Raw genomic sequence first — 26,574 nt, forward strand, 5'->3', positions numbered from 1 at the left:
GCCAGCTCTGTGACTGGCTCGACGCCCAGGACCCCAAGGTCCTCACCGACCTGCGCCGACTCGGCGTCGGGCAGCAGTTCACCGGACGCGGCTGACGGCAAGGGCAACGGCAGGGGGCCGGGGCCGAACCCCCGGGAGGCAGCCAGGCGGCCAGGCAGTCGGGCTGATCTACCGGGTCCGCGAGCCCGTCGCCCAGGAACGGAGCTTCTCGGGGTTGAGTACGGCCCAGATGTGATGGATCCGGTCGCCGGTGACGTCGAACGCCATCACCGATACGGTGACGCCGTCCAGTTGAGCCACCAGACCCGGCTGACCGTTGACCGTTCGCTCCACGAGCGTCATGCCGGGCGCCGCCCCCGGCCGGTCGGCGAAGAAGCGTGCGACCTGCTCGGCGCCTTCGACGGGGTGGAGCGCCGCGGTGACGAGTCCGCCGCCGTCGCCGGTCGCCGTGGCATCGGGGGCCAACAAGCCAATGAGGGCGTCGATGTCCTTGGCCTCCCATGCCTGCTTGAAGGCTCTGACGACGTCGGCGTGCCGGGCTGCCGAGCCCGCGTCAGGCTGCGGGGAACGAAGGCGCCGACGGGCCGAAGAGGCCAGCTGACGGCATGCCGCCGGGCTCCGGCCGACGATCTCGGCCACTTCGGGGAAGGAGTAGCGGAAGACGTCGTGCAGGATGAACGCGACGCGCTCCGCCGGGGTCATCGCCTCGAGCACGACGAGGAAGGCCATGTTGACCGACTCGTCGAGGGTGACCCGGTCGGCCGGGTCGACGATGCCGGCGCCCGGCCGCCCGCTGATCCACTCCGTACGGTCGGGCAACGGCTCCGGGATCCATTCGCCCACGTAACGCTCGCGCCTGGCCCGCGCAGACGCGAGCAGGTCCAGGCAAATACGGCTGGCGACGGTCGTGAGCCAGGCGCCGGGGGCGTCGATGGCTTCCTGCTGCTGTGGTGACATGGCGTACCAGCGGGCGTAGGTCTCCTGCACCACGTCCTCGGCATCGGCCAGGGAGCCCAGCAACCGGTACGCGAGGTTGGTCAGCTGACGTCGCTCGCTCATGATCGCGCTCAGGTGCGGATCGGTCCGGTCGGCTCGCGGCTCGGGCCCGGATGGGTGGGTCATGGTGTCACCGGCTCCTTCGGATGCTCTGCCTCACCCCTTTACGACGAGACGTCACCTCGAACTGTGAGGTCCGCCCGTCACTTCCCATCGTGAGGTCCGCATCTCACCTCACCTCACATCTCGCCGGGCTGCCTCGTCGTACCCGTCAGACCGGCCCGGACGAGACCGGTCCCGATGAAACCGGCCCCGATGAGACCGGCCCCCCATGAGGCCGACTGCACAGCGGACCGACAACGGAAGGACACCGATCGTGGAACCCGTGAACGTCGCGATCATCTACTACAGCTCCACCGGCACCGTACATACCTTGGCGCAAGCCGCCGTGGAGGGCGCGGAGAAGGCCGGTGCCCAGGTGCGACTGCGCAAGGTTGCCGAAACGGCCCCATCGGAGGCGGTCAACGCCAGGGCGGAGTGGGCCCGACACCTGGCGGACACCGCCGACGTCGCCGAGGCCGGCCATGACGACCTGGAGTGGGCCGACGCGGTGCTGTTCGGCACCCCCACCCGCTTCGGCAACCCGGCCAGCCAGCTCAGGGCGTTCATCGACACCACCGGCCCGCTGTGGTTCCAGGGCAAGCTCGCGGACAAGGTGTACTCGGCCTTCACCGCCTCCAACACCGCCCACGGCGGGCAGGAATCCACCCTCCTGGCGCTGGCGAACACGTTCTACCACTGGGGCGGCATCATCGTGCCCCCCGGCTACACCGACCCCGTCCAGTTCCAGTCGGGCAACCCCTACGGCACGTCCCACGTGACCGCCGATGGCCCGCCCGGCGAGGTCGCCCTGCAGGCAGCCCGCTACCAAGCACGCCGGGTCGTCGACACGACAGCCTCCCTCAAGGCCGCCCGCACCGCCTGATCCGGTACGGAGCAACGACGGGACGGGGCGCGGCGGCATTCGCTCAGCGTTTTCGCAGCTCAGCAGAGACGACACCGGCGGATGCCGGCCACGCCCTCCTCGCCCTCCGCGCTCCGGTGGACCACGACGAGACCAGATGCGCGTGCCCGTGGTGACGGGGGCTCACCTGCGGTCCGGGTGATCCAGGTGCCCTTTTTTCGTTGAACGGTCATCTACGCGGCCTCGCACGGCTAGAGTCATCGCTCCGATGGCACCTGCGCCCCGCCGTGAGCGGGCACCGGTTCACGACCGAGGGCAGGGCCATGCGCGCAGGGGAGCGCGCAGCAAGCAGTAGCAGGGGGGAGTAGTACATGGCCCGGAATCAGAGACCTCAGCCGACGGCGGAGGACAAGAAGAACGCGCGTATCGGGTGCGGCATCGTGGTGGCTGCGCTTCTCGCGATCGGCGGCTGCAGCGCCCCGATCCACGACGACAACGCCTCGTCGTCCAAGACCTCGTCGTCCCACGCGTCGTCCTCCCGCCTCTCGTCGTCCAGTGACTCGTCGCCCAGCGCCTCGCCGTCGTCATCCGCGTTCGAGGACAAGCCGGACACGGTGACGGTCCGGGACTTCGTCGGCATGGGGCTCCAGGCGGCCCAGGATGCGGCGCAAGAGGACGGCATCTACCGCCTCGACTCCACCGACGCCACCGGCCAAGGCCGCGAGCAGGTGTGGGACCGCAACTGGACGGTCTGCGCTCAGATGCCCGCGGCCGGCGAAACGATGAGCGCCGAGGACACGCTCACGTTCGACACCGTCAAGTCCAGCGAGGGCGAGAGCTGCGACGACCCCACGGGGGCCGCCGACAGCGATGACTCTTCCGTCTCCGGTGCAGGCGATTCCTCCACGGTCTCCGGCGCGGGGGACGACTACAGCGACGATGGTTCCTCCACAGTCGCCGGCATCGGGGACGACGGCACCGATGGCTCCTCCGACAGCGGCTCCAGCTCATCGACTGGTGGCTCCGACGCGTCGGGCGGCGGCTCCGGTTCTTCTTCGTCCTCGGCCGGCTCGCAGCAGGCGCCGGCCGGTGCCACCGCCCAGTGCAACGACGGTTCCTACAGCTATTCCGCCCACCGTCGGGGCACCTGCTCGCATCACCACGGCGTGGCCGTCTGGCTGGCCAGCGTGCCTTCGTAGAGGAGCACCTTCTCGGAGGAGCGCCTTCGTAGCCCCCGTCTTCGGGGGGATCAGGATGCTTCCGGGATGCGGCTGAAGAGCCGGCCGGCGAGGTCGATGCCGGTGATGGTGCCGTTGGCGTCGCGGGAGAAGTAGCCGCGCTGGCCCTTGAGGCCGCCCTCGGTGACGAGGTACTCGTCGCCGTCGCCGGAGAGGAAGCCGATGGCCGCGGCCGGGTAGTCCGGGGGCATCTCCTCGTCCGATGCCTCGCGGATCTCCGGCTTGATGCCGACCGCCAGGGTGAGGCGGGTGCCGTCGGTGGCGAGGTCGAGGTTCATGGCGTCGATGTCGTAGCGGCCGACGACCTGTTGCGCCTTTTCTTCGTCGTACGGGAGCGGCTCCGCGGTCTTCTCGACGACCCCGAGGTAGTGCTCCAGCGCCCACCGCACGACGGACTGGTTGAAGGGGTAGCCGTCGGGGCCGACGTTGGCCAGGGAGACCACCGCGAAGTTGCGTTCGGGCACGATGAGCAGTTCGGCGAACTGGCCGTTGCCCGAGCCGCCGTGGCCGATGCCGTGGAGGCCGTCCAGGTCGTGCAGGAACCAGCAGATGCCGAAGCCGTCGCCGAGGGTACTGGCGCGCAGTGCGACCGTCTGTTCCCGCATCCGGTGCAGCGCCGCGGCGGGCAACACCCCTTCTCCTTCGCCGAGTTGGAACCGCGCCCAGCGCAGCAGGTCACTCACCGAGGAGGCGAGGCCGCCGCCGGGGTTGTCGCGACGCGCGCCCTCCTTGAACGCGCCCCAGGGCCGGGCGGCGCGCAGTTCGCCGTCGTCGGCCCGGTTGTAGCCCACGGCGAACTTGCGGACCATCACCTCGGCCAGTCCGTACACGGTGTCCGACAGGCCCACCGGCTCCAGTACGAGTGAGGCCATGGCCTGCTCGAAAGGCAGGCCCGTGACCTTCTCGACAACCCGCCCGGCCAGGTTGTATCCGGCCTGGCTGTACGAGGCGCGAGCCCCGGGCGGTGCGATCAGCGGCAGTTGGGGCAGCTTGGCCACGAGGCCGGTCAGGGAGCGGTCGCCCTCGCCGTCGTCGATCAGGTTCCAGTCCAGGCCCGCGGTGTGATTGAGCAGGTTCAGGACGGTGATCTGCGCCGCGGCCTGCTCGTCGGCCAGCTTCAGCTCGGGTACGTAGCGCCGCACCGGCGCGTCCAGGTCCACCTTCCCCTCGGCGACCAGGCGCATCAGGGCGGTCGCCGTGAAGGTCTTGGACACCGACGCCAGGTGGAACAGCGTTTTCTCGTCGACCGGCGTCGGGTCGGCGAGGCTCGTGACGCCGTGCGAGGCGTAGATCTCCTGTCCGTCCAGGAGCACCCCGACGGCGACACCAGGAACACCGAGCTCCGTGGCCTGCGTCGTGACGAACTCCGACAGCTTCTCCTGCAACATGGCTCCCCCTCCGGGCACTTGAACTAAGTACGAGGAGGAGCGTAAGCCGTACTTGAACAAAGTGCAAGACCGGGCGCGGACTGAATGAACTAAGTTCAAGTAGGATGGCGGCCATGCCGCGAGACACACTGACCGCAGACCGGATCGTCCGTGAGGCCATCGAGCTGCTCGACGACGAGGGGCTGGACGGCCTCAACATGCGGAGCCTGGCGAAACGGCTCGGCTCGGCCGCCACGGCCGTTTACTGGCACATCAAGACCAAGGACGAACTGGTCCGGCTCGCCAGCGACGCGGTCTGGCACGAGGTCGAGCTGCCCGATCTCGACGCCACCGACTGGCGCACGGCCGCCACCGCCCACGCCACCGGCATGCACGCGATGCTCACCCGGCATCCGTGGCTCGGCCAGGCATTCGGCAGCCACCTCCTGCACGGCCCCGGTCAGGCCCGGCACAACGACCTCAGCCTGGGCATCTACGAGAAGGCGGGCTTCGCCGCCGCCGACGCGGACCGGGCGGCCGCCACCGTCCTCACCTTCGTGCTCGGCAGCACGCTCGGCCCTGCCGCACAGGTCTCACTGAACCGCCGGCTGAGCAAGGACGGCGCAGACGCCGAGCAACGGATGGCCGACGCCATGACCCGTGCCACCGAGACCGCCAGGCAATTCCCACGGCTGCGCGAACGCCTCAACACCACGGCCGCCACGGAGTACGCCGCAGCGCCCGATGACACCTTCGCGTTCGGCCTCCAGTCCCTCCTCGACGGCTTCGAGGCCCGCCTCACCGCCGACAACGCAGGTCGCCGCGAGTGACCGACCCCCATCCCAGGCAGCATCCCCTGACCAGGGCACAGCCCCTTCCGGCTTATCAACGACCAGCACGAGCGGGTAGCCGGCTGCCGTGGAGGAGTGTGTCACCAGGTAGTGGAGGGCGGGGTTTGCCGGGGGAGGGGGGAGGGCTGCGGCGGAGGTTCCGCGAGCCGGGCCAGGCCTACGGGCAGGCGGCGCCGAGGACCGATTCCGCGACGGAGGTGCGTGCGTACAGCACCAAGCGGCCGGCCCGGTGGGCGCTGACCAGGCCGGCGTTGCGCAGTGCGGTCAGGTTCTGGGAGACCCCGGCGGGAGAGAGCCCGGTACGACGGGCCAATTCGGTGGTGGAGGCCGGGTGTCCCAGCTCGGTCAGCAGAAGGGTCCGTGAGCGGCCGAGCACCGCGGCGAGGGCGTCGGTACCAGTAGCGGACCGACGCTCCCACAGGGAGCCGACGCCGCGGGCGGGATAAGCGAGTTGGAGCGGGTCCGGCGGCGTCGCCCGGGTGAACGGAACCGATCCGGTGAAGGCCGAGGGAATCAGCAGCAGGCCTCGGCATGCCGTGTGCCGGGAAGGGGACTTCGGCCGGCGGAGCAGCTGGAGCGTGTCGTCGTCCCAGCGCACCGAGGCGTGCAGGTCGTTGAGGAGATGGGCAGCACCGTGTTCGGCGACCTGGCGGGCCCGGTAGGAGATGTCGGCGTCGAGCACGGCCCGGATCCGCTCCCAGTACGGGGCAAGCGCGATCTCCCAGTAGTGCTGAATCTCTTCCGCGACCTTGGCCAAGCAGGCTTGCGGCTGTGTGTACAGGGCGTGTGCGCGGGGGCCGAGACCGGCCTGTTCACGACGGAGGCGGTCGAGGTCGTGGCGCACCCTCTCGGTGTGGGCGGCCAGGATGCCGTCCAGCTCGGCCGGCAAGGTGGGAGCGGGGCAGGACGGTGTGGGATTGAGGAAGTCCGGGACGTAGCCGGACGGTGGGATCAGCTCGGCCAGCCACCCCCGGTCCAGCCCGACGGCCGACAAGCGCGGCTGTACCTGCTCGACCCAGGGTCGGTGGACGGGATGTCCGACCCTGGAGTGCAGGAGGCGAAAGCTCGGCCCGACCTCCCACATGGGTGACGTGGCGAAGCGCATGTGCGCCAGATCCCGCACCGAGAACACCAGCTCCGCCACCAGGCCCCCCCCGTGGATCCGCCGAGGATTCGCTCATATCTGAATCAGTGGCGGCCACTCTACGGTGTGCGGATCATTCCGGCATGACCTCACAGACGATCACCGCGGCAGCGGCAGGCACCTGGCGGCTGGGAGACCTCGTGGTCAACCGGATCGGCTTCGGCGCCATGCGCCTCCCGCAGACCGGCGAAGCGCTCGTCGCCGACGCCGTGCCGCGCGAGCGCGACCAGGCGATCAGCGTGCTGCGCCGCGCGGTCGAGCTCGGTGTCAACCACATCGACACCGCCGCTTTCTACTTCTCCCCGTTGCGTTCCGCCAACGAGCTGATCAACCGGGCCTTGGCTCCTTATCCGGACGACCTTGTCATCACCACCAAGGTCGGGCCGGGACGCGACCAGTCCGGTGAGTGGCTGCCCCATGCCACACCCGAGCAGTTGCGCGGGCAGGTTGAGGAGAACCTGCGACAGCTCGGCCGTGACCACCTGGACGTGGTGAACCTGCGCATAGTCGGGACTGGTTCGCTCGCCGAGCGATTCGGCGCGCTGGCTGAGCTGCGCGACGCCGGACTCATCCGCCACCTGGGCATTTCCAATGTCACCCCCGCCCATCTCGCCGAGGCCCAGGCCATCGCTCCGGTCGTCTGCGTGCAGAACCCCTACGGCATCGGGCTGCGACCCGACCAGGACACGCTCGTCCGCACCTGCGGTGAACAGGGCGTCGCCTACGTGCCGTTCTACGCGATTGCCACCACCGGGCGCCAAGCCGGGGCGACCGACCGTGACCACCCGGAGATCCTGGCCGTCGCCCGCGCGCACGGAGCCAGCCCCGCCCATGTGCGGATCGCCTGGACACTGCACCGCGGCCCGCACGTACTGGCCATTCCCGGTACCGGCGACCCTGACCACTTGGCATCCAACGTGGCAGCCGGAGCACTCCGCCTCTCCGAGGAAGAGGTTGCCCTCCTCGACTCCCTGCACGGCCAAAGCCGCTGAGAGCCGTCGGGGCGTCGGTGCGCGGCCTCCGCTGTCGCCTGGCCACGTCGGGGCAGGGCCATCCGCGGCTCCGCATGAACGTGTCCAACTAGCATGGGTTCATGGGTGTCAACATCATGCTCGACTTCGAGGTGCACGGGCTGGCCGACGAGGCGCAGACCAAGTCCGTCCTGAGCGGACTCGTCGAACTGGTCCGTGCGGAAGGCCTGCAGGAGCACGAGGTCGGCCTCGGGTGGAGCGTGGAGGACGGACGGCACTGGATCTCCGGCGAAACGGACTACCCGATCGGTATCAGTCGCTTCTATGCGTGGCGTCCGCACTTCGAAGCCGCCTTCCGCGAACGGATCCAGGCACTCGCGCCTGCTGCCACCGCTTCGATCAACTGGCGTTATCCGGACGACGACTGACCACTCCTGACGACTTCCAAGAGCCGGCGGCACGGTGAGCGGCACAGTCAGTTGACCTGACGCGGGGAATCAGGCAGCCGGCGAGGGAAGCAGGCAGCAGGCGGGCGTGAGGCCACTGGCGCGGCCTCGCCACCCGAGGCGACAAGACCGCCCCCTCTGCCTGGTCCCTCTGCCTGGTCGCCCTCCGCCTGAGGATCCGGCAGAACGAGCTATTCCTGGACCAGGACTTCCAGTTTCCGCACCGCCGCCTCGGCGACCTCGCCGAAGAACCGCGGACAGGTCCATGCCGCCTCGCTGCGCGCCTGCTCCGGACGTTCGGGCGTGGGGAAGTCCTCAGGGGCGTAGAAGTGGGCCATGGCGTGCCGGAAGCCGGTGTACCGCAGCTGTGGATGGTCGTCGTCGTGGGCGCACCGGGCCGGGCGCGGCGCGGCGGCGACGGTACGCAGCACCCGCAGCACGTCCTCGGCCACGGCCCGCGCCGGTGCGGGATAGGCGATCTGCAGGGCGTGGTCCGCCGCGAGCAGCAGCACGGCACGCTCGCGCGCGTGGTCGGCGTGCTCGAAGCGCCGAGCCGCCCACAGGCCCAGATCGTCGGCGTACTGCTCGTTCCGGGACGTGTACTCCACCCGCTCGGCGATCTTCTCGATCTGCAGCCGGCCGTCCCCGTCCAGGTATTCCGCGTCCAGGTGCGAGACGTCACGCGGCCCGAAGAGACGGTCGCGGCCGGTGCGCAGCTGCGTCAGGGACTCCTGCCCGAGCCCGGCGATGAAGGCGGGACACAGCAGCAGCTCCAACGGTGCGCCGTCGTCTCCGTGCTCCGTGCGTCGGAGTTCGTGGCGGACGCGGCCGCCGGCGTAGCTGAGTTCGATGCCGAGTCTGGCGGCCTCCGGTGCGAAGTGGGGCAGGAGGGGGTGCGCGTCCCAGGCGTGTCCGCAGGGCTCGACGGGGTAGTGGCTCAGCGCCTCCTCCAGCGCCTCGATCAGCTCGTCGAGGACGTCCTTGCGGCGCACCATGCCGGATATGGCGTACCAGCCCACCGCCCTGACCACCATGATCCGCCCGGCCCGGTCGTCCGGGTCCTCGGCGGAGCGCAGGGCCCGGGCCTGCTCCCCGATCTCGTCGTAGACATCGGTTTTCGGATAGCCCTCAAGGAGGGCCGACAGCGTGTCGATGGTGGCGTGCGCCTCGGGTGGGAGCCGCGCCGGGATGTCCGAGACCGAGCCGGGGTCGAGGACATGCAGGGCCATTCGCGCGAAACCGGCGGCGTTGCGCGGACAGCGCCACTCGTCGCGCGGGCGCTCCTCGTACCACTCCTGCGTCTCGTCGACGAGGTCCACCAGCCACCCGGCCAACTCCTCGTCCTCTTCGTCGTCGTGGATCTCGTACGGATGGGAGTCATGCCCACAGTCCTGTGCCGACAGGACCGGCTCCGCGGCCCTGAGCGCCTGGAGCGCAGCGTCCTCGACCCCGTCGCCGGGCACCCAGGACAGATGCGGCAGGGCCAGCACCAGCCCGAATATCCACACATAGGCCAGCGGACCGCCGGGATCGGCGCTCAGCTTCGCCGCGGCATCCAGGACCAGCCGGTCGTGGGCGCCGTCGTGGAAGTGCTCGTACCCGTAGTGGAGCTTCTCCCAGGCCACGGCGAGGCCCTGGATGTCTTCGACAAGGGTGTCGCTGGCGGTGCTGTCGGTGCCGCGGGTGTTGGGAGTGTTGCGGGCGTTCCCGCTCCCGGTGTCCTCCGGGCGGGCGGCCGGGCCCGTTTCGTTGTTCGTCACACCCGTCACGACGCGTCGGCCGACGGGCAAGTTCCGGCCACCTCGAGGCCGTCAATCACTTGCTCACAGGGGCGCGTTGATGACTAAAGGGCGAATGGGATTCCCGGGAAGCCCGGGGTGTGCCAGGCATCGCCGTCACCCGTTATCGCGAGACCCTCGTAACCGTCGAGCTCCTCCAGCCAGTCCTGCGCCCCCGCGCCCATGGCGAACGCTGCGGTGGCGTAGGCGTCGGTCGTGGTCAGGCCGGGGCCGACCACCGTGACGGATGCGGGGCCGGCCGCGGGCGTGCCGGTGTGGGGGTCCAGGATGTGGGGGCCGCGCTCGGCGCTGCCGGAGGTGGCGACGGCCAGGTCGCGGCCGGTGACGACGGTGCACAATTCCCCCGGGCGCAGCGGATGGGCGATCCCGATGCGCTAGGGGACCCCGGGCGCCGCCTCGCCGCTGAGCTGGAGGTCTCCGCCGCCGTTCACGCAGGTGTGCTGGGCGCCGGCCGCCCGCAGGAGCTGACCGGCGCGTTCCACCGCCCAGCCCTTCACCAGTCCGGACGGGTCGAGGGTGCCGTCCGGGGTGGCGCTGAACCAGCCGCGGGTGGCGGCCCCCACCTGCTCGCAGAGGTCGAGGACCTCGCGTACCTCCGCGGGGCAGTCGTCGAGTCCGATGTCGCCGCGGCCGAGCCGGCTGATGGCGCTGTCGGAGCGGTAGGTCGAGAAGACCTCGTCGACGTGGTGGAGCCAGGCGACGGCGTCGTGCACGGCGGCCTCGATGGCGGGGGTGCGCGCGTCGCGGATGTCGAAGGAGAACACCGTGCCCATCGCCTGCTCGACATGGCGCAGACCGCGCCGGAACTCAGACACCGGCCCGGTCCAGTGCGCTCTGCAGGGACCGGATGTATCCCGCACTGGTGTAGCTGGCGCCGGACACCGCGTCGATGTGGGCGCTGTGCGCGCTCAGTGCCTCCTGTGTCAGGCGCGGCAGGGCGTAGGCGGCGATCTCACGGTCGCGACCGTTCCCGGACGGGGCGCGCAGGACCTTGACCGCCGTCAGCCGGCCGGCCTTGACGGTGGCCATGACCTGCACGGTGCCGTAGCGGGTACTGATCGAGGCGCCGGTGTAGGTGCCCTCGGCCGGACGGCTGCCCTGGGATGCGTGTCCGGAGGGCGTCGGGGCCGGTGCGGCACCCGCCTGGGCCGGGTCCCCGGTCAGTCCGGCGGGCTGGTGGGGTTTGAGGGAGAGCAGGAGGACGACCAGTGCGCTGGTCGACGCTGCGGTCAGAACGGCTCGGCGCACGGCGGACTCCTCAGAACTCGAACGACTCGTGGTGGATGTGGCGCCGGGGTACGCCGGCACCGCGCAGCGCCCGCCGGGCCGCGGTGGTCATGCCGGGCGGGCCGCACAGATACACCTCGTGCGCGGCGAGATCCGGCACCAGGCGACTCAGTGCGCGGGCCGTCAACGGCACGGAGTACACGGCGGGTTCGTCGACGACATAGTGGACGGCCGCGCCACGGGCGGCGGCGATCGCGTCGAGTTCGGTACGCAGCGCGAGGTCCTCGGGGCGCCGCGCCCGGTAGACGAGCGTGACCTCGCCGGGGAGCGTCTCGAAGAGTGCCCGCAAGGGGGTGATGCCCACGCCGCCCGCGAGCAGCAGCACCTTGGACGAGCGCTGCCGCGCCTCGGTGAAGGCACCGTACGGGCCCTCGGCCCACACCCGGGTGCCGGGCCGCAGCCGTGCCAGGGCCGCGCTGTGGCCGCCGGCCTCCTTCACGGTGATGCGCAGGTGGTGGGGGAGAGGCGGCGCGGAGAGGGAGTAGGGGTTGGCGGTCCACCACAGGCCCGGTGCCAGGAAGCGCCAGCGGAAGAACTGGCCCGGCCGGGCGCCGAGCTCGTCCAACCGTTCGCCGGTGAGGTGCACCGAGACCACGCCCGGCGCCTCCGGGCGGACCTCGGTGACCCGCAGGCGGTGGCGCCGGGCACGCCGTACCGGAGCGACGAAGCGGTACCCGACGATCAGCGATGCCACCAGTGCGTACATGGCGTACCAGGCGAGCTGGGCGGGGCGTCGCCCCACGAAGTCGGCGCCGTTGGAGAGTTGGTGACCGAAGGCGAGAAAGATCGCCAGGTAGGTGGCGAAATGGAGGTAGTGCCAGGTCTCGTAGCTCATCCGGCGGCGGGCGAACCGCGCGGAGACGGCACCGGTGCCCACCAGCAGCAGGAAGCCCGCGGTGGCCTTGAGCATGTCCGGGTAGTCGAGGACGAGGGTGGTCGCCTCGTGCAGGACACCGCTCCGGGTGGTGAGGGTGTAACCCCAGGTGATCAGGAGGACGTGCGCGAGCACCAGCGAGACGGTGTAGCGGCCGCCCGCCGCGTGCCAGCGCGCCAGGCGGTCGGTGCCCAGGGTGTGGTCGAGCAGCGGAACGCGGGCCATCAGCGCGACCAGTACCGCGCAGGCGTAGCCGGCCAGCAGCCCGGTGATCCGGCCGGCCCCGGTCAGCCAGCCCGCCGGACCCACGACCGACGCCGTACCGGTCCACCACAGGGCCAGCACGCCGGCCGCCCCGGCCCAGATCACGACGTGTGCGAGCAGAGGCGCCAGGGACGGCGGCCGCCGCGGCGGGGGGCTGCCGGTGGCGGTCCGGCGGGTGGCGGAGACGGTGCTCATGGAGGCTTCCCTTCCGTGGTCGGCGCCAGCGTCGCAGCGCAACCTCTGAAGACCCTCTGAGCGGCGCTCCGGCCGCTGATTCACAGGAAACTCAGAGCCGACTCATACCTCCGCCGGCCACCGGGCGAGGGATGCTGGAGGCACCATGCACATGCACCGCACTCCCGCCCCGCTGCACAGCGCCGACGGCTCGCCGGTACGGGTCCTCGTGATCGACGACGAGCCGGACCTCACCGAGGTGCTCTCCGGAGCCCTGGCCGGCGAGGGCTGGGAGGTCCGCAGCGCGGCCGACGGCGCCTCCGCGCTCGCCGTGGCACGGACCTTCCGCCCGCACGCCGTCGTCCTGGACTGGATGCTGCCCGACATCGACGGCCTGCAGGTGCTGCACCTGCTGCGCCGGGAGCTGCAGACGGTCTGTGTCCTCTTCCTCACCGCCCGTGACGCCGTCGAGGACCGGATCGCCGGGATCACCGCGGGCGGTGACGACTACGTGACCAAGCCGTTCAGCCTGGAAGAGGTGCTGGCTCGGCTGCGGGGGCTGCTGCGCCGGGCCGGGATGGCTCGTGAGCCGGACGGCGACCGGCTGGTCGTCGGCGACCTCGTGATGGACGAGGAGGCGCGGGAGGTCCTCCGCGCCGGCGAGCTCGTCGAACTGTCCCGCACCGAGTTCGAGCTGCTCCGCTTCCTGATGCGCAACCCGCGTCGGGTGCTGTCCAAGGCACAGATCCTGGACCGCGTCTGGTCCTACGACTTCGGTGGCCGGTCCCACGTCGTCGAGCTCTACATCAGCTATCTGCGCAAGAAGATCGACGTCGGCCGGACCCCGATGATCCACACCGTCCGCGGCGTCGGATACGTCCTCAAGCCGGAGTCCTCGTGACACGGATCGTCCCCCGCACTCTGCGCAGCCAGCTCACGGCCGGTCTGGTCGCGCTGCTGGCGCTGGCCTGCCTGGCGGTCGGCATCACCACGGTCGTCGCGCTCGAAGGTTTCCTGGTCAGCCGCCTGGACCAGCAACTCTCCGCCTCCGCGGGCCGTTTCGCGGTGAGCCTGGAGCACGAGGCCCGGCCGGACGCCGACAACCGGCCGGACACCCGCGGCCAGTCCGACGGCACCTTCGGCGCCCGGCTGCTGCGCGGCACACCCACCCAGGCGGCCGTCGTACGGGACCAGACCGATGCCGCGGTGCCGCTGTCCGCCGGGGACCGCAGCGCGTTGGCGGCCCTGCCCACCGACGGTTCCGGACACAGCGTCCGACTGGCGGCACTGGGGCGGTACCGCGTCAACGCGGTCTCCGGCGACGACGGCGACGTGCTGGTCACGGGCCTGCCGCTGCATCCCGTCGAGGAGACCGTGCACCGGTTGGAGGCGGTGGAGGCCGCGGTGTTCGGCGGGGCGCTCGTGGTCACCGGCGTCCTGGGCGCACTGTGGGTGCGGCTGTCGCTACGCCCCCTGCGGCGCGTCACCACCACGGCCGCGCGGGTCGCCGAGCTGCCGCTGGCCAGCGGGGAGGTGGCGATGCCGGCGCCGGTGCCGGTGGCCGACCCGCGCACCGAGGTCGGGCAGGTCGGTACCGCCCTCAACCGGATGCTCGGCCACGTCGGCAACGCACTGGAGCGCCGCCACGCCAGCGAAAACCGGCTGCGGCACTTCGCCGCCGACGCCAGCCATGAGCTGCGGACTCCGGTGGCGAATGTCCGCGGGCATGCGGAACTCGCCCTCCGGCACAAGGGGCCGGTACCCGGCGAGATCCGGCGTTCCCTGGAGCGGATCCAGGCCGAGTCGCAGCGCATGAGCCGGCTGGTGGACGACCTCCTGCTGCTCGCCCGCCTCGATGCCGGCCGTGCGCTGGAACGCAAGCCGGTGGATCTGACCCGGCTCGTGCTCGATGCGGTCGACGACGCGCGGGCGGCCGGTCCCCGTCACCGGTGGCTGCTCGACCTCCCCGAGACAGCGGTGACCATGACCGGTGACGAACACCGCCTGCACCAGGTCGTCAGCAATCTGCTCGCCAACGCCCGGACCCACACCCCGCCCGGGACCGCCGTGACGGTGCGACTCGCCGCCGACGGCCACGACGTCCGGTTGACGATCCTGGACGACGGCCCCGGCGTGCCCGAGGAGATCCAGTCGGAGGTCTTCGGCCGCTTCGTCCGCGTCGACCACAGCCGCTCGCGCGCGGCCGGCGGTACCGGCCTGGGGCTCGCCATCGTGGAGGCCGTCGTCACCGCCCACCACGGAGAGGTGGCCCTGACCAGTCGCCCCGGGCACACCGAGTTCACGGCCACCTTCCCCGTGGCGCCTTCCGGCCCCGCGCAGCGGTGACGTAGGACCGGCAGGTAGTCCCACGACCGCCCATCGACACCCGGTCTCACGTACCCTCACTTGCAGACGATGACGCTGTCGCAGTATCCAACTCCCGGGAAGGCCCTTGGCGGCCCCACCTGGCAGGGTGCTCCCGGCGCACGGTGGGTGCGCGCCGGGAGCACTTCGCTTCGGTGGCAGGGTCCGGCGGGGTGGGGTGATGCTCGTGGCTGAGCTGGGCCCGCCGGCTAGCGCGTCGAACGGGTGAAGAACTCCAGCTCGGCGACGGCCACTTGCTTCTTGTCGCTGGCGCCGTACGCGGTGTGCAGCACCAGCCGCACGGTCATCGCATTCCGCACGGCCACATCGATCTTCTGCACCCCGCCGTCGTTGATCCGGGGGTGCGAGACGTGCTGCTCGCCCTCGGAGTCGGTCACGATCAGGTCGAACTCGTGCGGCCGGGCCGGATCGGCGGCCTGCGGGTACGTGCGGAGGCAACTGCGTGACGCGTCCCAGCAGTTCCTCACCAGGCACCAGCTGCTCGAAGCGGAGCCGGCCGCCGCGGTCGGGCACGGCCTGGGGGACGACCAGCACCCGGACGGCGTTCTCACCGGTCCGGTCGGTCCCCCCGATCTGACCGGCACCGGCCCCCGACGCGCTCACGGTGCCGCCGGCGCCTGCCGACCGCTCGGCGGGATCGACCGCGAGACAGGCGATCCGGGCGGCCTCGGGGGCCGCGCGCCGCGCCAGTTCCTCGTAGTCGCGGGCGGTCACGGCCCGGTCCTGCGCCCGGAGCGTGATCGGCGCGCGGACCTTCGCCTCCTGCACCGTCTCGCCATCGACCCCGCCGCGCGCCGCCTCGCGGTTCTCCACCCGCGCCACGTACGGGATCGAGCTGCGCAGCGCCTGGATCGCACCGCGCGCCACATTTCCCGATCGCCCTCCACCGGTCCGGTAGTACGGGACCCGTATCACCGAGCCTTTGACCGGTACGGCACCGAACTGCCGTACCGAACTGCCGGGTTGGCGTACGAAAGGCGGACTCCGCAGTGATCCTCGCGCTGCTGCAACGGCAGCAGCGCGCGCCCTTCGTAATAGCGGCAGTCAGATGAGCCACGCGAGCCGAGCGAGCCAGGTGAGCCGAGCCAGCAGGGCGAGTCAGGTGAGGGACCACAACTTCCGGTAGAAGTCGGTGCGTTCCGGGTCGGGGGTGATGCCGTAGGCGTCGAGGAAGGTCTGCTCCCATCCCGGGCCGTAGTTCCACTCGGTGCTCCAACTGGCGACGGCGATGTCGGCCCAGCGGTCCGCGACGCCGAGCGCGCCCATGTCCACGTGACCCGACCAGGAACCGTCCTCGCTCAGGAGCGTGTTCGGCGCGCAGGCGTCTCCATGACATACGACGAGGCGGTCGATCGGCGGCGTCCTCAGCTCTGCGGGGACGTCCAGCCCAGCGCTCCGCGCGCGTTCCAGGCGGTGGGCGACCGACCAACTGAAAGGGCAATCTGCCACCGGCAGTTGCTCGTGCAGGGCGCGCAGTCCCGCCCCCAGGGCACGTACCGCGGTGCCGGGATCGGCGGTCCAACGGGGGCTGACGGCGCTCTCGCCGGGCAGCCCGTGGGTGACGAGCCAGGCCCCGTCCTCGTCGGCTCCGTGGTCCAGGACGCGGGGCACCGGTGCGAAGCGGGCAGCCCAGCTCAGGCGCGTGACCTCGGCGGCGATGTCCAGTCCGGAGCCTGCCGGTGCCCACTTGGCGAACAGTCGGGCATCACCGGTGCCGATCTGGAAGGTCAGGCCGCCCAGCTCGTTCTGCCAGACGGGCCGCAGCGGCCGGTCTCCGGCCTGAGCGACGATCGGGGCAGGGACGCGCACCTCGCACGTCGGCGGTCCGGAAGGATTCATCTGCTCATGCTGCCCCTGCGATGGCGCCTCGGGCGAGCGCTTTTCGGTCGCGGGCCCCACTCGCCGGCCTGGGGTTCCCCGGCGCCACGGATGATCCGCTGCACCCCGGGCGGATCATGCCGGCCAGGCCCCGGAACCTGCACCCTGCAATGCGCCGCTGTCGACGAGGTTGGCCAGCTCGTTCAGTCCCGCGCCGTCCTCCCGCACCTGGTGGACAGTGGTACGGACACGCGGGGCGTCAACCGACCGGCAGCCCCGCCAGGCACTGCGAGGCACTGACCGACCGGAATGCCTTGGCGACCGGAGTGCCTGAGGCGCTGTCGACGTAGCCGTGGGCGCCGGACTGCTTGGACAGGTCGGCCTTCTGGGGGCCACGGGCCACGGGCCACGGGCGACGGCCACGGTCTCGAACCCGTCGCGACCGCGTACGGCACGCCGCCGGTTCAGCGCGCGGTCGCCCACGTATGGCGCGCCCAGTCGGCGAAACGAGTCCAACGGACCTCTGCGTGGGCCGCATGGAGAGCGGGGATGTCGACGCGATAGCCGGGGCCGTTCAGAAACGTCCACATCGCATGCATATCCGGATCGCCGACCGCCGTCAGCGGTACCTGCTCATGGCGGACCTCCCGTCCCACCGCCGCGCTGAGTGCGTCAGCCATCTGCGTGGGAGTGGGCGCATCGCTGGCCAGCTCGATTCGCTGCCCCACGTAGGGAGCAGGGTTGAGCAGCACTTCCGCCGCGAACGCGCCGAGGTCGGGGCGGGCCAGCTGTTGCAGCGGGCGATCGGGGGGCAGCGGCAGCTCCAGGACGCCGGCAAGGATGCGCTCCGTTCCGGCCAGCGTGTTGTCGAAGAAGTACGTCGGTCCCAGGATCGTGTACGGCATCCCGCCGGACGCCAGCTCCGCCTCGATGCGTGCTTTGCTGTCGAAGTGCGGTACCCCGGTCTCCTGGTCGGCCCCGGCGACAGAGCTGAACACGAGATGCGGAACGCGTTCCTCTGCCGCGGCAGAGAGAATTGCCCGGCCCTGACCGACCTCCGCCTCCACGCCGGCCTCGAAGGGTGTGGTGAACGCGAAGACACCCGACACCCCGCTCATCGCGGCGGCGAGAGACCCGCGATCGCTCAGGGATCCCGCCACCACTTCGACGCCCTGGTCGGCCAGTTCCCGCGCGGCGGGCCGGTCGGGGTCACGTACCAGCGCCCGGACCCGGGCCCGGCGGCCCCTCAGCGCGTTGGTCACGGCCCTGCCCTGTCCGCCGGTTGCCGCAAGAACCAAGATCGGCTCATCGGCCATCCAAGCACTCCCTTCCTCGCGGCCAGGTGGCCTACGGATCACCAGCCGGCCCCCACGGTAACCGTCCGCCCGGGACGACAGGCCCAGCTCCTGCGGTGTGCCGTTCGTCCGGTGAAGCGGTTCAGGAGGCGCCAGCCGCTGCGGTCGTCACCGACTCGGCGGCGGGCGCACCGGCGGAGCGGGGCGACTGCGCCTGACCCCGCTCGGGACGATCGTCGTCCGGTTGCCTCCGCCTGGGACCCCGCGCTCGATCGAGCCGAGGATCTCCTTGGTGGAGCCGTTGGAGCCGTCGGGGCCGTCGGGACCGACCAGGCCCCACCAACCTGGGGTACGAGCGACCGTATGGGTAGTGCTATAGCAAATGTCGCAGATGTCGCAGATGTCACCGACAATCGCCTCCTCCGCGGTGCCCGGACCCGGAAGACCGTACTGAGGCGGGCGGTCGACATCGCCTCGCTCGACAGTCTCGAAGGGGTCAGTTTCGGCCGTCTGGCCACGGACACCGGGCACAGCAAGGCGGGCATCCAGACGCTCTTCAAGACGAAGGAAGCGCTGCAGCTGGCGGTCATCGACTTCGCCCGCGAGATGTTCATCGACCACGTCGTCCGGCCGGCCAGGTCCGCGCCGCGCGGCGTCGCACGTCTGCGCGCGCTGCTCGACGAGTGGGTCGTCTACGCCTCGACCCCGCTGTTCGCGGGCGGATGCTTTCGCGCCGCGAACCTCGCGGAGTTCGACGGCAAGACCGGGCCCGTCCATGACGCCCTCTTCCGCGACCAGCGGGAGTGGCTCGAAGTCATCGCCGGCGAACTGCGGCACGCGATCGACAACGGTGAGATCGCGGACCTGGACGTCGAACTCGCCGTCTTCCAGATCGACGCGCTGCTGTGCGCCGCCAACACGGCTCTACGGCTCGGCGACGACAGCGCGGTGAGCAAGGTCCACCGCATCGTCGTGTCAGGCCACTTGGCCGGCTTCGCCGTCCTGCCTCCCCGGCTGACGGGGAGGACTGGTGATCCCCCACTCAGGCCTGGGCCGCCGGCCGCTTCGGGAGAAGGAAGACGGCGATCCCCGCTATGACAGCGAAGACCAACACCCCGAAGGACGCGACGGCAAAGGCGTGACCGGCGGCGGCGACCCTGCCGACTGCCGCGGGATGGAACGAGCCGAAGACGCGGTCAAAGGGCCGCGGCCCGTTGCCGCCTGCCGACCGCCCGGATACCCGCAGGCGGGCCATGACCCGCCCGAACGTGAGCCCGCCGGACGCTCGCAAACCTGACTGAGCGTCAGAACGAGATCCAGTGGCCGGAGGTGCCCCATCGGCGGCGAGATGAATCTTCGCGACCAGCCGCCGCGGGACACCGTCCGGGGGCCTGATCGCGCGGCCCGCCGGCCGGGGCCCCTTCGGCGGGCCCCGGCGGCGTGCTGTTGCACCCGAACGATTAACGATTGTGGAGTCGACGGCGACGACCCAACGTGAGGTCACCGTCAGTGCCGAGCCGTGCCCGGACCAACGATCCGATGTGCTGGAACACATGGCTCGGCGCAGACCGACGAAGGTCATGCGCGAAAGATCATGCGCGAAAGGTCATGCATGAAAGGCCATGCGCGGAAGGTCAGTTGACGTCCAGTACCGCTTTGCCGTGCAGGCGACGGCCGAGCAGAGCCTGGACTGCTTCGTCGTGGCGGGCCCACGGGCCGCGCCAGCTGATGCCCGGGTCGAGGCGGCTTGCGGCGACCTCGGTGGCGAGCCACGTCAGGTCGGCGGAGAAGTCGGTGGCGGGGTCGCCGAAGAGGAAGAACGTGCGGATCGACCTGTCGTGCCGCCCCTCGGTTCCCAGGAGCGCTTCGGGCGGGAGGACCGCGTCGGTCGCGGATGTACGCCCCACGCTGAACAGCGTGCCGTGCGCCTCCAGAGAGGCGAAGGCGTCCACCAGTTGTCGTCCGCCGACGTTGTCCAGCACCGTGAACACGGGCCGGTCCACGGCGGCCGGATCGGTGTGCACCTCACGTGCGCCCAGCGCTCGCAGACCGTCCGCCTGGGCAGGATTGCCGCTGATGGCCACGACCTCTGCCCCCGCACGCGCGGCGAGCTGGACCGCGAAGCGACCGACACCGCCGGATGCGCCGGTGATCATGACTCGGCGGCCGAGGAGTTGGCCCGCGCGGCGCAATACGTGCAGGGCGCTCAGCCCGGCCACCGGGAGCGTGCTCATGGCGCCGAGGTCGGCGTCGTCCGGCACCTGGCCCAGCATGGAGGCCGGGACCGCGCGCAGCTCCGCCCATCCGGCCGCCGCGCCCAGGGTGACGAGCGGGTGCCCTCTGCCGGCCCCGATCCGTCGGCGGCTGCCTTCACCACGACACCGGCGGCATCCCAGCCGATCACTGTGCCGTCCGGCGTCTCCCCGCTGGTGGCGCCTTTGACCTCGCCGTGGTTGAGCGAAACCGCTGCGACCTGCACCAACGCCTCGTCCGGTGCCGGTATCGGATCTGGTGTCTCGGCCAGCGACAGGTGAGTCGCTGCGCCGTGGTCGATAACGAGTGCTCGCATGTGTCCGTCTCCTCAAAGCAGAAGTGCCACACTGTGGCGTTTGCGCCATTGAAGCACATGCTCACTGGGAGCGCGGGCGGTAAGCTGATACGCATGACGACCGCCCCGCAGCCCGCCTCGTTGCGTGAGCGCAAGAAGCTGCGCACCCGCCAAGCTCTGGCCGAGACCGCCGTGTCGCTGTTCACCGAGAGCGGCTTCGACGACACCCCTCTCGATGCGCTCCTCGAAGCGGTGGAGGTTTCGCGGCGCACCTTCTTCCGCAACTACCGGTCCAAGGAGGACGTGACGCTCACAGCCGTCAAACAGCTGTGGAGCACCTGCTTGGAAGTCATGGAGCAGAGCGAGCAGGGCGAGCAGAGGGAGCCGACCGAGCACATCGACGAGAGGGAGCCGGCCCACCACACCGAGCACCTGGTCGATGCGTTCCAGAACGCGATGCTGACCACCCTCGAGCGCATGGACGAGGACTGGTTCCCCCGGTTCGCGGCCACTTTGCAGCTGATCGACCAATCGCCGTCTCTGCACGGGCACTCCCTGCGGCACTGCGCTGAGATCCAGGCCGGGATCACCCGCCGACTCGGCGCCCCGGACACGCTGGAAGCACGACTGCTCATCGAGTTCTGCGTGGCGACCTGGCGTTGCGCCCTGGACGAGTGGCTGCCCCAGTGCACCCCCGCGGAGCTGCCCCGCTGCGTGCGACGCGCCTTCGACGCCATGCGTCACAGCCTCAACTCAGCCGCGTGACACTGTCGTTCGGGAGGAGCGAGTCGTGGCGGCCGGACACCTGACGGGTGGCGTTCTCGCTCGACGAGTCAGTGCTGCGGGTTTCCGTTCGGCCTGTCGTCATTGACGGCGGCTTCCAGGAGATCGGGCAATGTCGGCGGGCTCGGCATCGCGTGGGTCGAGCCACCAACTGCCGTGCGTGAACGGCCGGACGGCGTCTTGGCAGCCTCCCGTGCCTCCCCTTCCACCTCGCTCGTCGTACCTGCGTGGACGAGTGCGCTGTGGGCAGCTCAGGCGGCGCCGCCGGGAGGCCGGCCTGGCTCCGCTTGACCTTGACACAGTGACAAGCCCTTCACTGCAGCCAAGGAGGTGGTCCACATGCCCATGCCGAAAGAGGACAGCAACACGATGCGTGCCCTTCGGGGGCTGGAGAACAACAGCTCGTCGGTCCGGCTGCAGGCAGCGCTGGCGGTCGGCACGACGCCGGACCCGGGGGTCATCGCCAAGCTCATCGAGCGATGCGCGATCGAACCCGAGTTCTATGTGCGCGAAATACTGACGTGGGCACTCACCCGCCACGCTGCATCGATGACGGTCCCGGTGCTGCTCGACGAAGTCCGCTCGACACATGCCCAGGCACGGAGCCAGGCGTTGCACACGCTGTCCAAGATCGGGGATCGACGAGCCTGGCCGGCGATCACACCGGCGTTGCTGTCCGACGCCGACGCCGAGGTGGCACGGAGCGCCTGGCGGGCAGCGGTCGTGCTCGTACCCGAAGGTGGGGAGCGCGAGTTGGCCGTAGTGTTGGCGACGCAGCTCGGGCGGGGCGAACGCGAGACGCAGCTGAGCCTCAGCCGGGCGCTCATCGCGCTCGGGGAGGTGATGTTGCCGGCACTGGCAGCCGCGACGAAGGATCTCGACCCTCGCGTGCGCGCGCACGCAATCGCCACGGAACGGCTGTGGCGCGACCCGGATGCCGGATTCGAGTTCGCGATCGAAGAGGCGAAGCGCATCGTCGTCCTCGGCGGGGCCGGCCAGGAGGGGCGGTAGGCAGTGTTGATCGGTGACGTCGCGCGACGGTCCGGGGTCAGCGCCCGCATGCTCAGGCATTACGAATCGCTCGGCCTGGTGCAGCCAACGGGTCGTACCGGCTCCGGCTATCGTGAGTATTCCGGCGAGGACATCCGGCGAATCTTCCACATCGAGAGCCTGCGGTCATTGGGACTGTCGCTACGCGACGTCGGGCGCGCGCTCGATGATCCCGGCTTCGCGCCCGCGGAGCTCGTCGACGACCTCATCCGCCGGACACGAGACCGCATCGCAGCGGAGACGGAGCTGCTCACGCGACTTCGTCGGATCGGTGCCGCGGAACCCGCCGGCTGGGAGGACGTCCTCCAAGTCGTCGCCCTCCTCCAGGGGTTGGGGTCGAGCAGCGCGGCGGCGCGGCAGCGCGCGGCCCTGTCCGCGGTCGAGGAAGCGCCCGTGCCGGTGGAAGCATTGGTCGAGGCCGTGCTGAGCGAGTCGGACCCGAACGTCGCCGGAGCCCTTCGTTGGGCTCTGGCGCAATCGGGCGAGGACGGGCTGGCACTGCTGGCGGAGGGCCTCGGGTCACGTGCGGCCGAGGTACGGAAACGTGCCGTCCAGTCCATCGCCGAGTTTCCGAACGGTGCGGCGACCGCACGGCTGCAGGACACCCTCACGCACCCCGACATCGTGGTTCGCAGATATGCGGCGCTGGCGCTCGGGGCACGTGGAGTAGCCGACGCGGTCCCGACGCTCCTCGACATGATCGTCGAGGAGAGGAACGACGCCGATGCGGCCGACGCACTGAGCACGCTGGCGAGTGACCCCGCGCTGGCGGATCAGATCGCTACGGGGCTCGTCGACTGCCTCGCCCACGACACCCTTGGAGCGCCTGCACGTCGACGGCTGACACAGGCGCTCGCGGACATCCCGGGGGCCCTGGCGTCACGTGCCCTCGCAGATCTGTCACAGGACGAAGACCGTGCCGTCGCACTTACTGCGACATACATCCTCAAGCTACGCAACGCACGAGAGTGAAGCTCTCCTGGGGTGCGGGGTGCGGGGTGCGGGGTGCGGGGTGCCAGGGGCGCTCGACGCCAGTCGCAGCTGGCGGTTGGCGGCGCCCGGCTCGAGCAACCTTCGCGAGCGCCGGGAGGTCTTGCCGGACGGCGAGGATGAGGCAGTGCCCATGCCGGGCCCCGGACCAACGGGACAGGGGTGGCAGACGCCTTGCCGTGTGCCTGAGTGAGGGTGGAGATGACGCATCTGAACACCGTGGTGGCGTGGGTCGACGCTCGCGAGAGACTGCCTCGCAGCGGCACACCGGTGGCGGCAGCGATCACGGGCCGGTATCCAGCTGACCGCACCACGGAGTCCCACTCGGCGTCGGGTGAGGAATTCTGGCTGGTGAGGCCGATGTACTTCACGACTCTGCACTGGAGTGAGGACGGGACGGAGCACAGAGACTGCTTCGTCGACCCCGACGGGGTTGTCCGGTTGCCGCACGGCCGCCCCAGTGCTGAAACCGTGACGCACTGGGCTGAGCTGCCCACGCTCCCAGGAGGGATGACACACGTCGTCCTTGGGGGAGCTGTGCGGCCGGCTCTCCACGATGCCTGGGGCGCTCGTCCCCTCACCTGAGCCACGGCCGGCGAGGAACTTGTCGTAGTCGCCACCCCGGCCGGCGTACCGGCGCCAGGGCCGTGTGATGGCCGCACCAGGTCCCACGGACGGGAGGATGGGTCCGGCTGAGCGAGGTCGTCCAGCCGCCGTCGTGCTGCGCGGCGGTGGCAGGTGTAGAGAGGAGGTATGCACCTCGGGCGGCGCATCGTTGATCTTCGCCGGTCACTGCGTGCGCGTGACGCGATGGCGGCCGTTCCGCTCGTGTGGATAGCGGCGGTCGTCGTCATCGACGTCCTCGCGCCGCCGGACATCCACCTGGGTCCGTTGCTGGTCGCCGCCCCCGCGATCACCATCGGGTTCGGCGGCCCTTGGCTGACCGGGCTCGTTGCCACTCTCGCCGTTGTGGCCCAGGTGATCGTCGCGGTGGTGCGCGACCGCGACAAGCTGATTTCGGCGAACCACTGGGCGCAGATCGTCGCCCTCGTCATCGTCGGATTGAGCGTCGTGATCTTCTCCGTGCTGCGTGAGCGCCGCGCCAGAGAGCTGAACCAGGTCCGGTACGTGTCGGAGACCGCGCAGCGGGTCGTGCTGCGGCCGCTGCCCAAGCACGTCGGACCCTTGCGGGTCGCCTCCATCTATCTCGCTGCCGAGGCCGAAGCCAAGATCGGTGGCGATCTGTACGCGGCCGTGCGCACCGATTCCGGTACCCGGTTGCTCGTCGGTGATGTGCGTGGCAAAGGCATGACTTCGGTCGGTGACGCCGCCCTGCTGCTCGGTGCGTTCCGCGCCGCGGCTCACCGCCAGGCGACCCTCGCCGAACTGGCGGCGTTCCTCGACGGAAGTGTCTGCTGGAGCCTGACCGAGCCTGGTGAAAAGGAGCAGGCCGGGGAGACCTTCATCACCGCCGCCCTCCTCGACATCCCGGACGAGGGAAGCGAGGTGGACATGATCGACTGCGGGCACCCACCGCCGATCGTGGTCCGAGACGGCCGCGTCTCAAAGATCGACGCATGCCAGCCTGCGCCACCTCTCGGCCTCGGCGATCTGGTGCACGCGCGCTACCAAGTCGACACGTTCACCTTCGGCGTCGGAGACCTTCTGCTGCTTTACACCGATGGTGTCATCGAGGCCCGCAATTCCACCGGCGCTTTCTATCCGCTCGCCAAGCGGATACCTGCCTGGTCCGAGCGGCACCCCGACCCCTTCCTGCACCGACTCCGGCGTGATCTCCTCGACCACGTCGGCGGACGGCTGGACGACGACGCAGCCATGATCGCAATCGAGCGCCTTCCCACCTGATCGCCTTCCCACGTGATCGCCTTGCAGGCGCCCTCCCCACTGGCGCGGTCCGCCACCCCTGGCTCGTCACCCAAGGCGACCGGCGACGTCGGAACCGAGAACCTTTGTTGGGCGTACTCCGCAGTCCGTGAGGCAGGGGCCCGGGAGGCGGACTGACGGCTGCTGAATGCCGACCGTCGCATAAAGATGAGAAGACATCAGCCGAGAGTGCAGCGCCGGATGGTATTGCAATGCCGGGAATCAAGGAGAATACTCAATAGCCCTAGCGGGAAGCCGCCGGAAGCGCGCTGCGTGTGGAGAGATATCCTCACGCAGCGTTTGTAATTCTGCCTGCATCGGGCGGAGCCGGACGTCTTACTGCCGCGAGTGGAAGCCTGATTCACCAAGCGCACGCGGATGCTCGCCGTCACTGGCGATAACGGTTCCACTGGCGATAACGGTTCCCGTCGTCCGAGAACGTGGGTCTGGCTCCCCATTCATGAAGCCGGCCCCCGAGGACGGGGACCAGCCTCGCAGTTGGCTCGTGGGGTGGCTAGTAACGGCCTCCGCGACCGAAACCGAACCCGCGTCCGCCACCAAAGCCGCGTCCGCCGTCGAACCCGCGTCCGCGCCCATAGCCGCGTCCGCGTCCGTAACCGCGTCCACCGCCGTAGCCGCCGCGTCCGTAGCCGCGTCCACCGTGGTCGTGACCCCAGCCGCCATTGAGGGGAAGTATGCTTCGGATGCTCATCGCGTTCCTCCTTTGAGCCCGAAAGATGGTCCGACCCCTGTGCAGTTGAACCGTTTCCCACGCTACGCCGAGAGACCTGGCCAACTCAAACGGAGAAGGCCCGAAAGGTTGCGTAAATTCGCGTATTGCGTGCACTCAAAGTGGCCGTTTGTCGCTCTACGGATTTCCGTCAACCCTAAGGATTCAAACGAATTCGGACGCCATCCTTCGTCCTCCAAGAAGGTGGATGGTGCGGGCGGCGAACTTTCCTTGGTGCACATCAGGGTGTCACGTCTCGTTCGACCGGCGCGCACTCCGCCGGGGCGGGAACGCCGGGCTGCGGGGCGTGAGTTCGGTGCTGACCTTCGTGGTCCGTGCATGGTGGGAGAAGGGGTGGGGCGGCACGGAAGTCGCTGACCACGCCGCGGGCGGCGCGTTCGTTCTGTGCGCCGCCTTCCTGTCGTACTGCTGCCCGCGACCGGTTCCCGGCGGGCTGCTGCCGCCTGGGTGTCGGCCGATCGAGGGACACCGCCAGGGCAAGCCCCGAGGTCACGCCACGTCGTAACGTCATGCCGTCACCTGACCCGTGACGCTTGGCCGTTGCGCCCGGGCAGAGCTCCTCGAAGCTCCAGGATTCGCGAGCCGGTGCGCCTGCCCTTAGAGGTTGTTTCAGTTGGTGAGTCGGCGGTAGCTGATGAGGGCTGCGGCGATGCCGACGAAGGCCAGGAAGTGCTCGGCCTTTCGCTCATAACGGC

At 70.2% G+C, this 26,574-nt stretch carries 25 protein-coding genes and 3 pseudogenes; 13 read left to right on the forward strand and 15 right to left on the reverse strand.

The genetic code is table 11. The annotated features are described in order from the left end of the window. Positions 1-168: 168 nt before the first annotated feature. Complete coding sequence (gene sigJ / locus IG62_RS0136320) at positions 169-1,122, reverse strand: RNA polymerase sigma factor SigJ (RefSeq protein ID WP_030813806.1); 954 nt, start codon at positions 1,120-1,122, stop codon at positions 169-171. Positions 1,123-1,369: 247 nt separating this feature from the next. On the opposite strand from sigJ, the gene wrbA reads away from it, so the two are divergent. Beyond that, the gene (gene wrbA / locus IG62_RS0136325; RefSeq protein ID WP_199812572.1) at positions 1,370-1,981 is read left to right on the forward strand and encodes an NAD(P)H:quinone oxidoreductase; all 612 of its coding nucleotides are present in this window, start codon (positions 1,370-1,372) and stop codon (positions 1,979-1,981) included. A gap of 350 nt (positions 1,982-2,331) precedes the next feature. Next, the gene (locus tag IG62_RS49285; protein ID WP_030813812.1) at positions 2,332-3,159 is read left to right on the forward strand and encodes a DUF3761 domain-containing protein; all 828 of its coding nucleotides are present in this window, start codon (positions 2,332-2,334) and stop codon (positions 3,157-3,159) included. Between the two features lie 50 nt (positions 3,160-3,209). Here IG62_RS49285 and IG62_RS0136335 read toward each other — a convergent pair whose 3' ends face one another. Then, positions 3,210-4,586, reverse strand: a complete 1,377-nt coding sequence (locus tag IG62_RS0136335; protein ID WP_030813815.1) for a serine hydrolase domain-containing protein — start codon at positions 4,584-4,586, stop codon at positions 3,210-3,212. A 113-nt stretch (positions 4,587-4,699) separates the two neighbouring features. Here IG62_RS0136335 and IG62_RS0136340 point away from each other — a divergent pair, with 113 nt between their 5' ends. Beyond that, positions 4,700-5,395, forward strand: a complete 696-nt coding sequence (locus tag IG62_RS0136340) for a TetR/AcrR family transcriptional regulator (RefSeq protein WP_030813818.1) — start codon at positions 4,700-4,702, stop codon at positions 5,393-5,395. Between the two features lie 178 nt (positions 5,396-5,573). Here the strand turns inward: IG62_RS0136340 and IG62_RS0136345 are convergent, their stop codons facing one another. Continuing rightward, entirely contained in the window at positions 5,574-6,563 is a 990-nt protein-coding gene (locus tag IG62_RS0136345; protein WP_234326890.1) for a winged helix-turn-helix domain-containing protein, read from the reverse strand. An 80-nt stretch (positions 6,564-6,643) separates the two neighbouring features. Between IG62_RS0136345 and IG62_RS0136350 the strand changes: the two genes are divergently transcribed. Together IG62_RS0136350 and IG62_RS0136355 are read left to right on the forward strand one after the other, a co-directional pair. After that, the gene (locus IG62_RS0136350) at positions 6,644-7,552 is read left to right on the forward strand and encodes an oxidoreductase (protein ID WP_030813822.1); all 909 of its coding nucleotides are present in this window, start codon (positions 6,644-6,646) and stop codon (positions 7,550-7,552) included. A 101-nt stretch (positions 7,553-7,653) separates the two neighbouring features. Beyond that, positions 7,654-7,959 (forward strand): hypothetical protein, encoded by a 306-nt coding sequence (locus tag IG62_RS0136355; RefSeq protein ID WP_030813824.1) that lies wholly within the window; start codon positions 7,654-7,656, stop codon positions 7,957-7,959. A gap of 209 nt (positions 7,960-8,168) precedes the next feature. On the opposite strand, the gene IG62_RS0136360 is transcribed toward IG62_RS0136355, so the two are convergent. From IG62_RS0136360 to IG62_RS0136375, 4 genes and pseudogenes are all read right to left on the reverse strand, one after another. After that, the gene (locus IG62_RS0136360) at positions 8,169-9,737 is read right to left on the reverse strand and encodes a hypothetical protein (RefSeq protein WP_234326889.1); all 1,569 of its coding nucleotides are present in this window, start codon (positions 9,735-9,737) and stop codon (positions 8,169-8,171) included. Between the two features lie 83 nt (positions 9,738-9,820). Then, positions 9,821-10,549 (reverse strand): annotated as a pseudogene (locus IG62_RS42690) (FAD:protein FMN transferase). 34 nt (positions 10,550-10,583) lie between these two features. After that, complete coding sequence (locus IG62_RS0136370) at positions 10,584-11,024, reverse strand: FMN-binding protein (protein ID WP_030813828.1); 441 nt, start codon at positions 11,022-11,024, stop codon at positions 10,584-10,586. Between the two features lie 10 nt (positions 11,025-11,034). Then, positions 11,035-12,396: a ferric reductase-like transmembrane domain-containing protein gene (locus IG62_RS0136375; RefSeq protein ID WP_030813830.1), complete on the reverse strand. Its 1,362-nt coding sequence runs from the start codon at positions 12,394-12,396 to the stop codon at positions 11,035-11,037. Positions 12,397-12,541: 145 nt separating this feature from the next. Between IG62_RS0136375 and IG62_RS0136380 the strand changes: the two genes are divergently transcribed. Both IG62_RS0136380 and IG62_RS0136385 read left to right on the forward strand, forming a co-directional pair. Continuing rightward, positions 12,542-13,276, forward strand: coding sequence for a response regulator transcription factor (locus IG62_RS0136380; RefSeq protein ID WP_030813837.1), 735 nt, complete (start codon positions 12,542-12,544; stop codon positions 13,274-13,276). Then, the gene (locus tag IG62_RS0136385; protein ID WP_030813841.1) at positions 13,273-14,721 is read left to right on the forward strand and encodes a sensor histidine kinase; all 1,449 of its coding nucleotides are present in this window, start codon (positions 13,273-13,275) and stop codon (positions 14,719-14,721) included. The genes IG62_RS0136380 and IG62_RS0136385 overlap by 4 nt, the downstream gene beginning before the upstream one ends. 227 nt (positions 14,722-14,948) lie before the next feature. Here the strand turns inward: IG62_RS0136385 and IG62_RS0136390 are convergent, their stop codons facing one another. The 5 genes and pseudogenes from IG62_RS0136390 to IG62_RS0136405 all read right to left on the reverse strand — a co-directional run bounded on the left by IG62_RS0136390 (position 14,949) and on the right by IG62_RS0136405 (position 17,894). After that, positions 14,949-15,227 (reverse strand): hypothetical protein, encoded by a 279-nt coding sequence (locus tag IG62_RS0136390; RefSeq protein WP_030813844.1) that lies wholly within the window; start codon positions 15,225-15,227, stop codon positions 14,949-14,951. Further along, positions 15,142-15,783 (reverse strand): annotated as a pseudogene (locus tag IG62_RS45670) (baseplate J/gp47 family protein); the annotation flags it as partial. The gene IG62_RS0136390 and the pseudogene IG62_RS45670, both read right to left, overlap by 86 nt. Before the next feature lie 75 nt (positions 15,784-15,858). Further along, positions 15,859-16,599, reverse strand: a complete 741-nt coding sequence (locus IG62_RS0136395) for an aminoglycoside 3'-phosphotransferase (RefSeq protein WP_030813850.1) — start codon at positions 16,597-16,599, stop codon at positions 15,859-15,861. A gap of 238 nt (positions 16,600-16,837) precedes the next feature. Then, positions 16,838-16,981 (reverse strand): hypothetical protein, encoded by a 144-nt coding sequence (locus IG62_RS47510; RefSeq protein WP_158795164.1) that lies wholly within the window; start codon positions 16,979-16,981, stop codon positions 16,838-16,840. A 61-nt stretch (positions 16,982-17,042) separates the two neighbouring features. After that, a complete protein-coding gene (locus IG62_RS0136405; protein WP_030813852.1) occupies positions 17,043-17,894 on the reverse strand; it encodes an NmrA/HSCARG family protein in 852 nt (283 codons plus the stop codon). A gap of 342 nt (positions 17,895-18,236) precedes the next feature. Between IG62_RS0136405 and IG62_RS0136410 the strand changes: the two genes are divergently transcribed. Beyond that, on the forward strand, positions 18,237-18,971 hold the full coding sequence (locus tag IG62_RS0136410) for a TetR/AcrR family transcriptional regulator (RefSeq protein WP_199812570.1): 735 nt from the start codon (positions 18,237-18,239) through the stop codon (positions 18,969-18,971). Positions 18,972-19,507: 536 nt separating this feature from the next. On the opposite strand, the gene IG62_RS42695 is transcribed toward IG62_RS0136410, so the two are convergent. Then, positions 19,508-20,134, reverse strand: a complete 627-nt coding sequence (locus tag IG62_RS42695; RefSeq protein WP_324604668.1) for a zinc-binding dehydrogenase — start codon at positions 20,132-20,134, stop codon at positions 19,508-19,510. Further along, positions 20,104-20,442 (reverse strand): alcohol dehydrogenase catalytic domain-containing protein, encoded by a 339-nt coding sequence (locus IG62_RS50345; protein WP_420711161.1) that lies wholly within the window; start codon positions 20,440-20,442, stop codon positions 20,104-20,106. Before IG62_RS50345 ends, IG62_RS42695 begins: the two co-directional genes overlap by 31 nt. 93 nt (positions 20,443-20,535) lie before the next feature. On the opposite strand from IG62_RS50345, the gene IG62_RS0136420 reads away from it, so the two are divergent. The 5 genes from IG62_RS0136420 to IG62_RS0136440 all read left to right on the forward strand — a co-directional run bounded on the left by IG62_RS0136420 (position 20,536) and on the right by IG62_RS0136440 (position 25,110). After that, positions 20,536-21,186: a TetR family transcriptional regulator gene (locus IG62_RS0136420; protein ID WP_030813857.1), complete on the forward strand. Its 651-nt coding sequence runs from the start codon at positions 20,536-20,538 to the stop codon at positions 21,184-21,186. A 357-nt stretch (positions 21,187-21,543) separates the two neighbouring features. Beyond that, entirely contained in the window at positions 21,544-22,215 is a 672-nt protein-coding gene (locus tag IG62_RS0136425; RefSeq protein WP_030813860.1) for a HEAT repeat domain-containing protein, read from the forward strand. A gap of 3 nt (positions 22,216-22,218) precedes the next feature. Continuing rightward, a complete protein-coding gene (locus tag IG62_RS0136430; RefSeq protein WP_030813861.1) occupies positions 22,219-23,226 on the forward strand; it encodes a MerR family transcriptional regulator in 1,008 nt (335 codons plus the stop codon). A gap of 219 nt (positions 23,227-23,445) precedes the next feature. Next, positions 23,446-23,829, forward strand: coding sequence for an AQJ64_40280 family protein (locus tag IG62_RS49290; RefSeq protein WP_030813863.1), 384 nt, complete (start codon positions 23,446-23,448; stop codon positions 23,827-23,829). Between the two features lie 168 nt (positions 23,830-23,997). Continuing rightward, positions 23,998-25,110 (forward strand): PP2C family protein-serine/threonine phosphatase, encoded by a 1,113-nt coding sequence (locus IG62_RS0136440; protein WP_037840210.1) that lies wholly within the window; start codon positions 23,998-24,000, stop codon positions 25,108-25,110. Positions 25,111-26,488: 1,378 nt separating this feature from the next. Here IG62_RS0136440 and IG62_RS46780 read toward each other — a convergent pair. After that, positions 26,489-26,574 (reverse strand): annotated as a pseudogene (locus IG62_RS46780) (IS5/IS1182 family transposase); the annotation flags it as partial.

Source organism: Streptomyces sp. NRRL S-337, from assembly GCF_000720175.1.
Lineage (GTDB): Bacteria > Actinomycetota > Actinomycetes > Streptomycetales > Streptomycetaceae > Streptomyces > Streptomyces siderophoricus.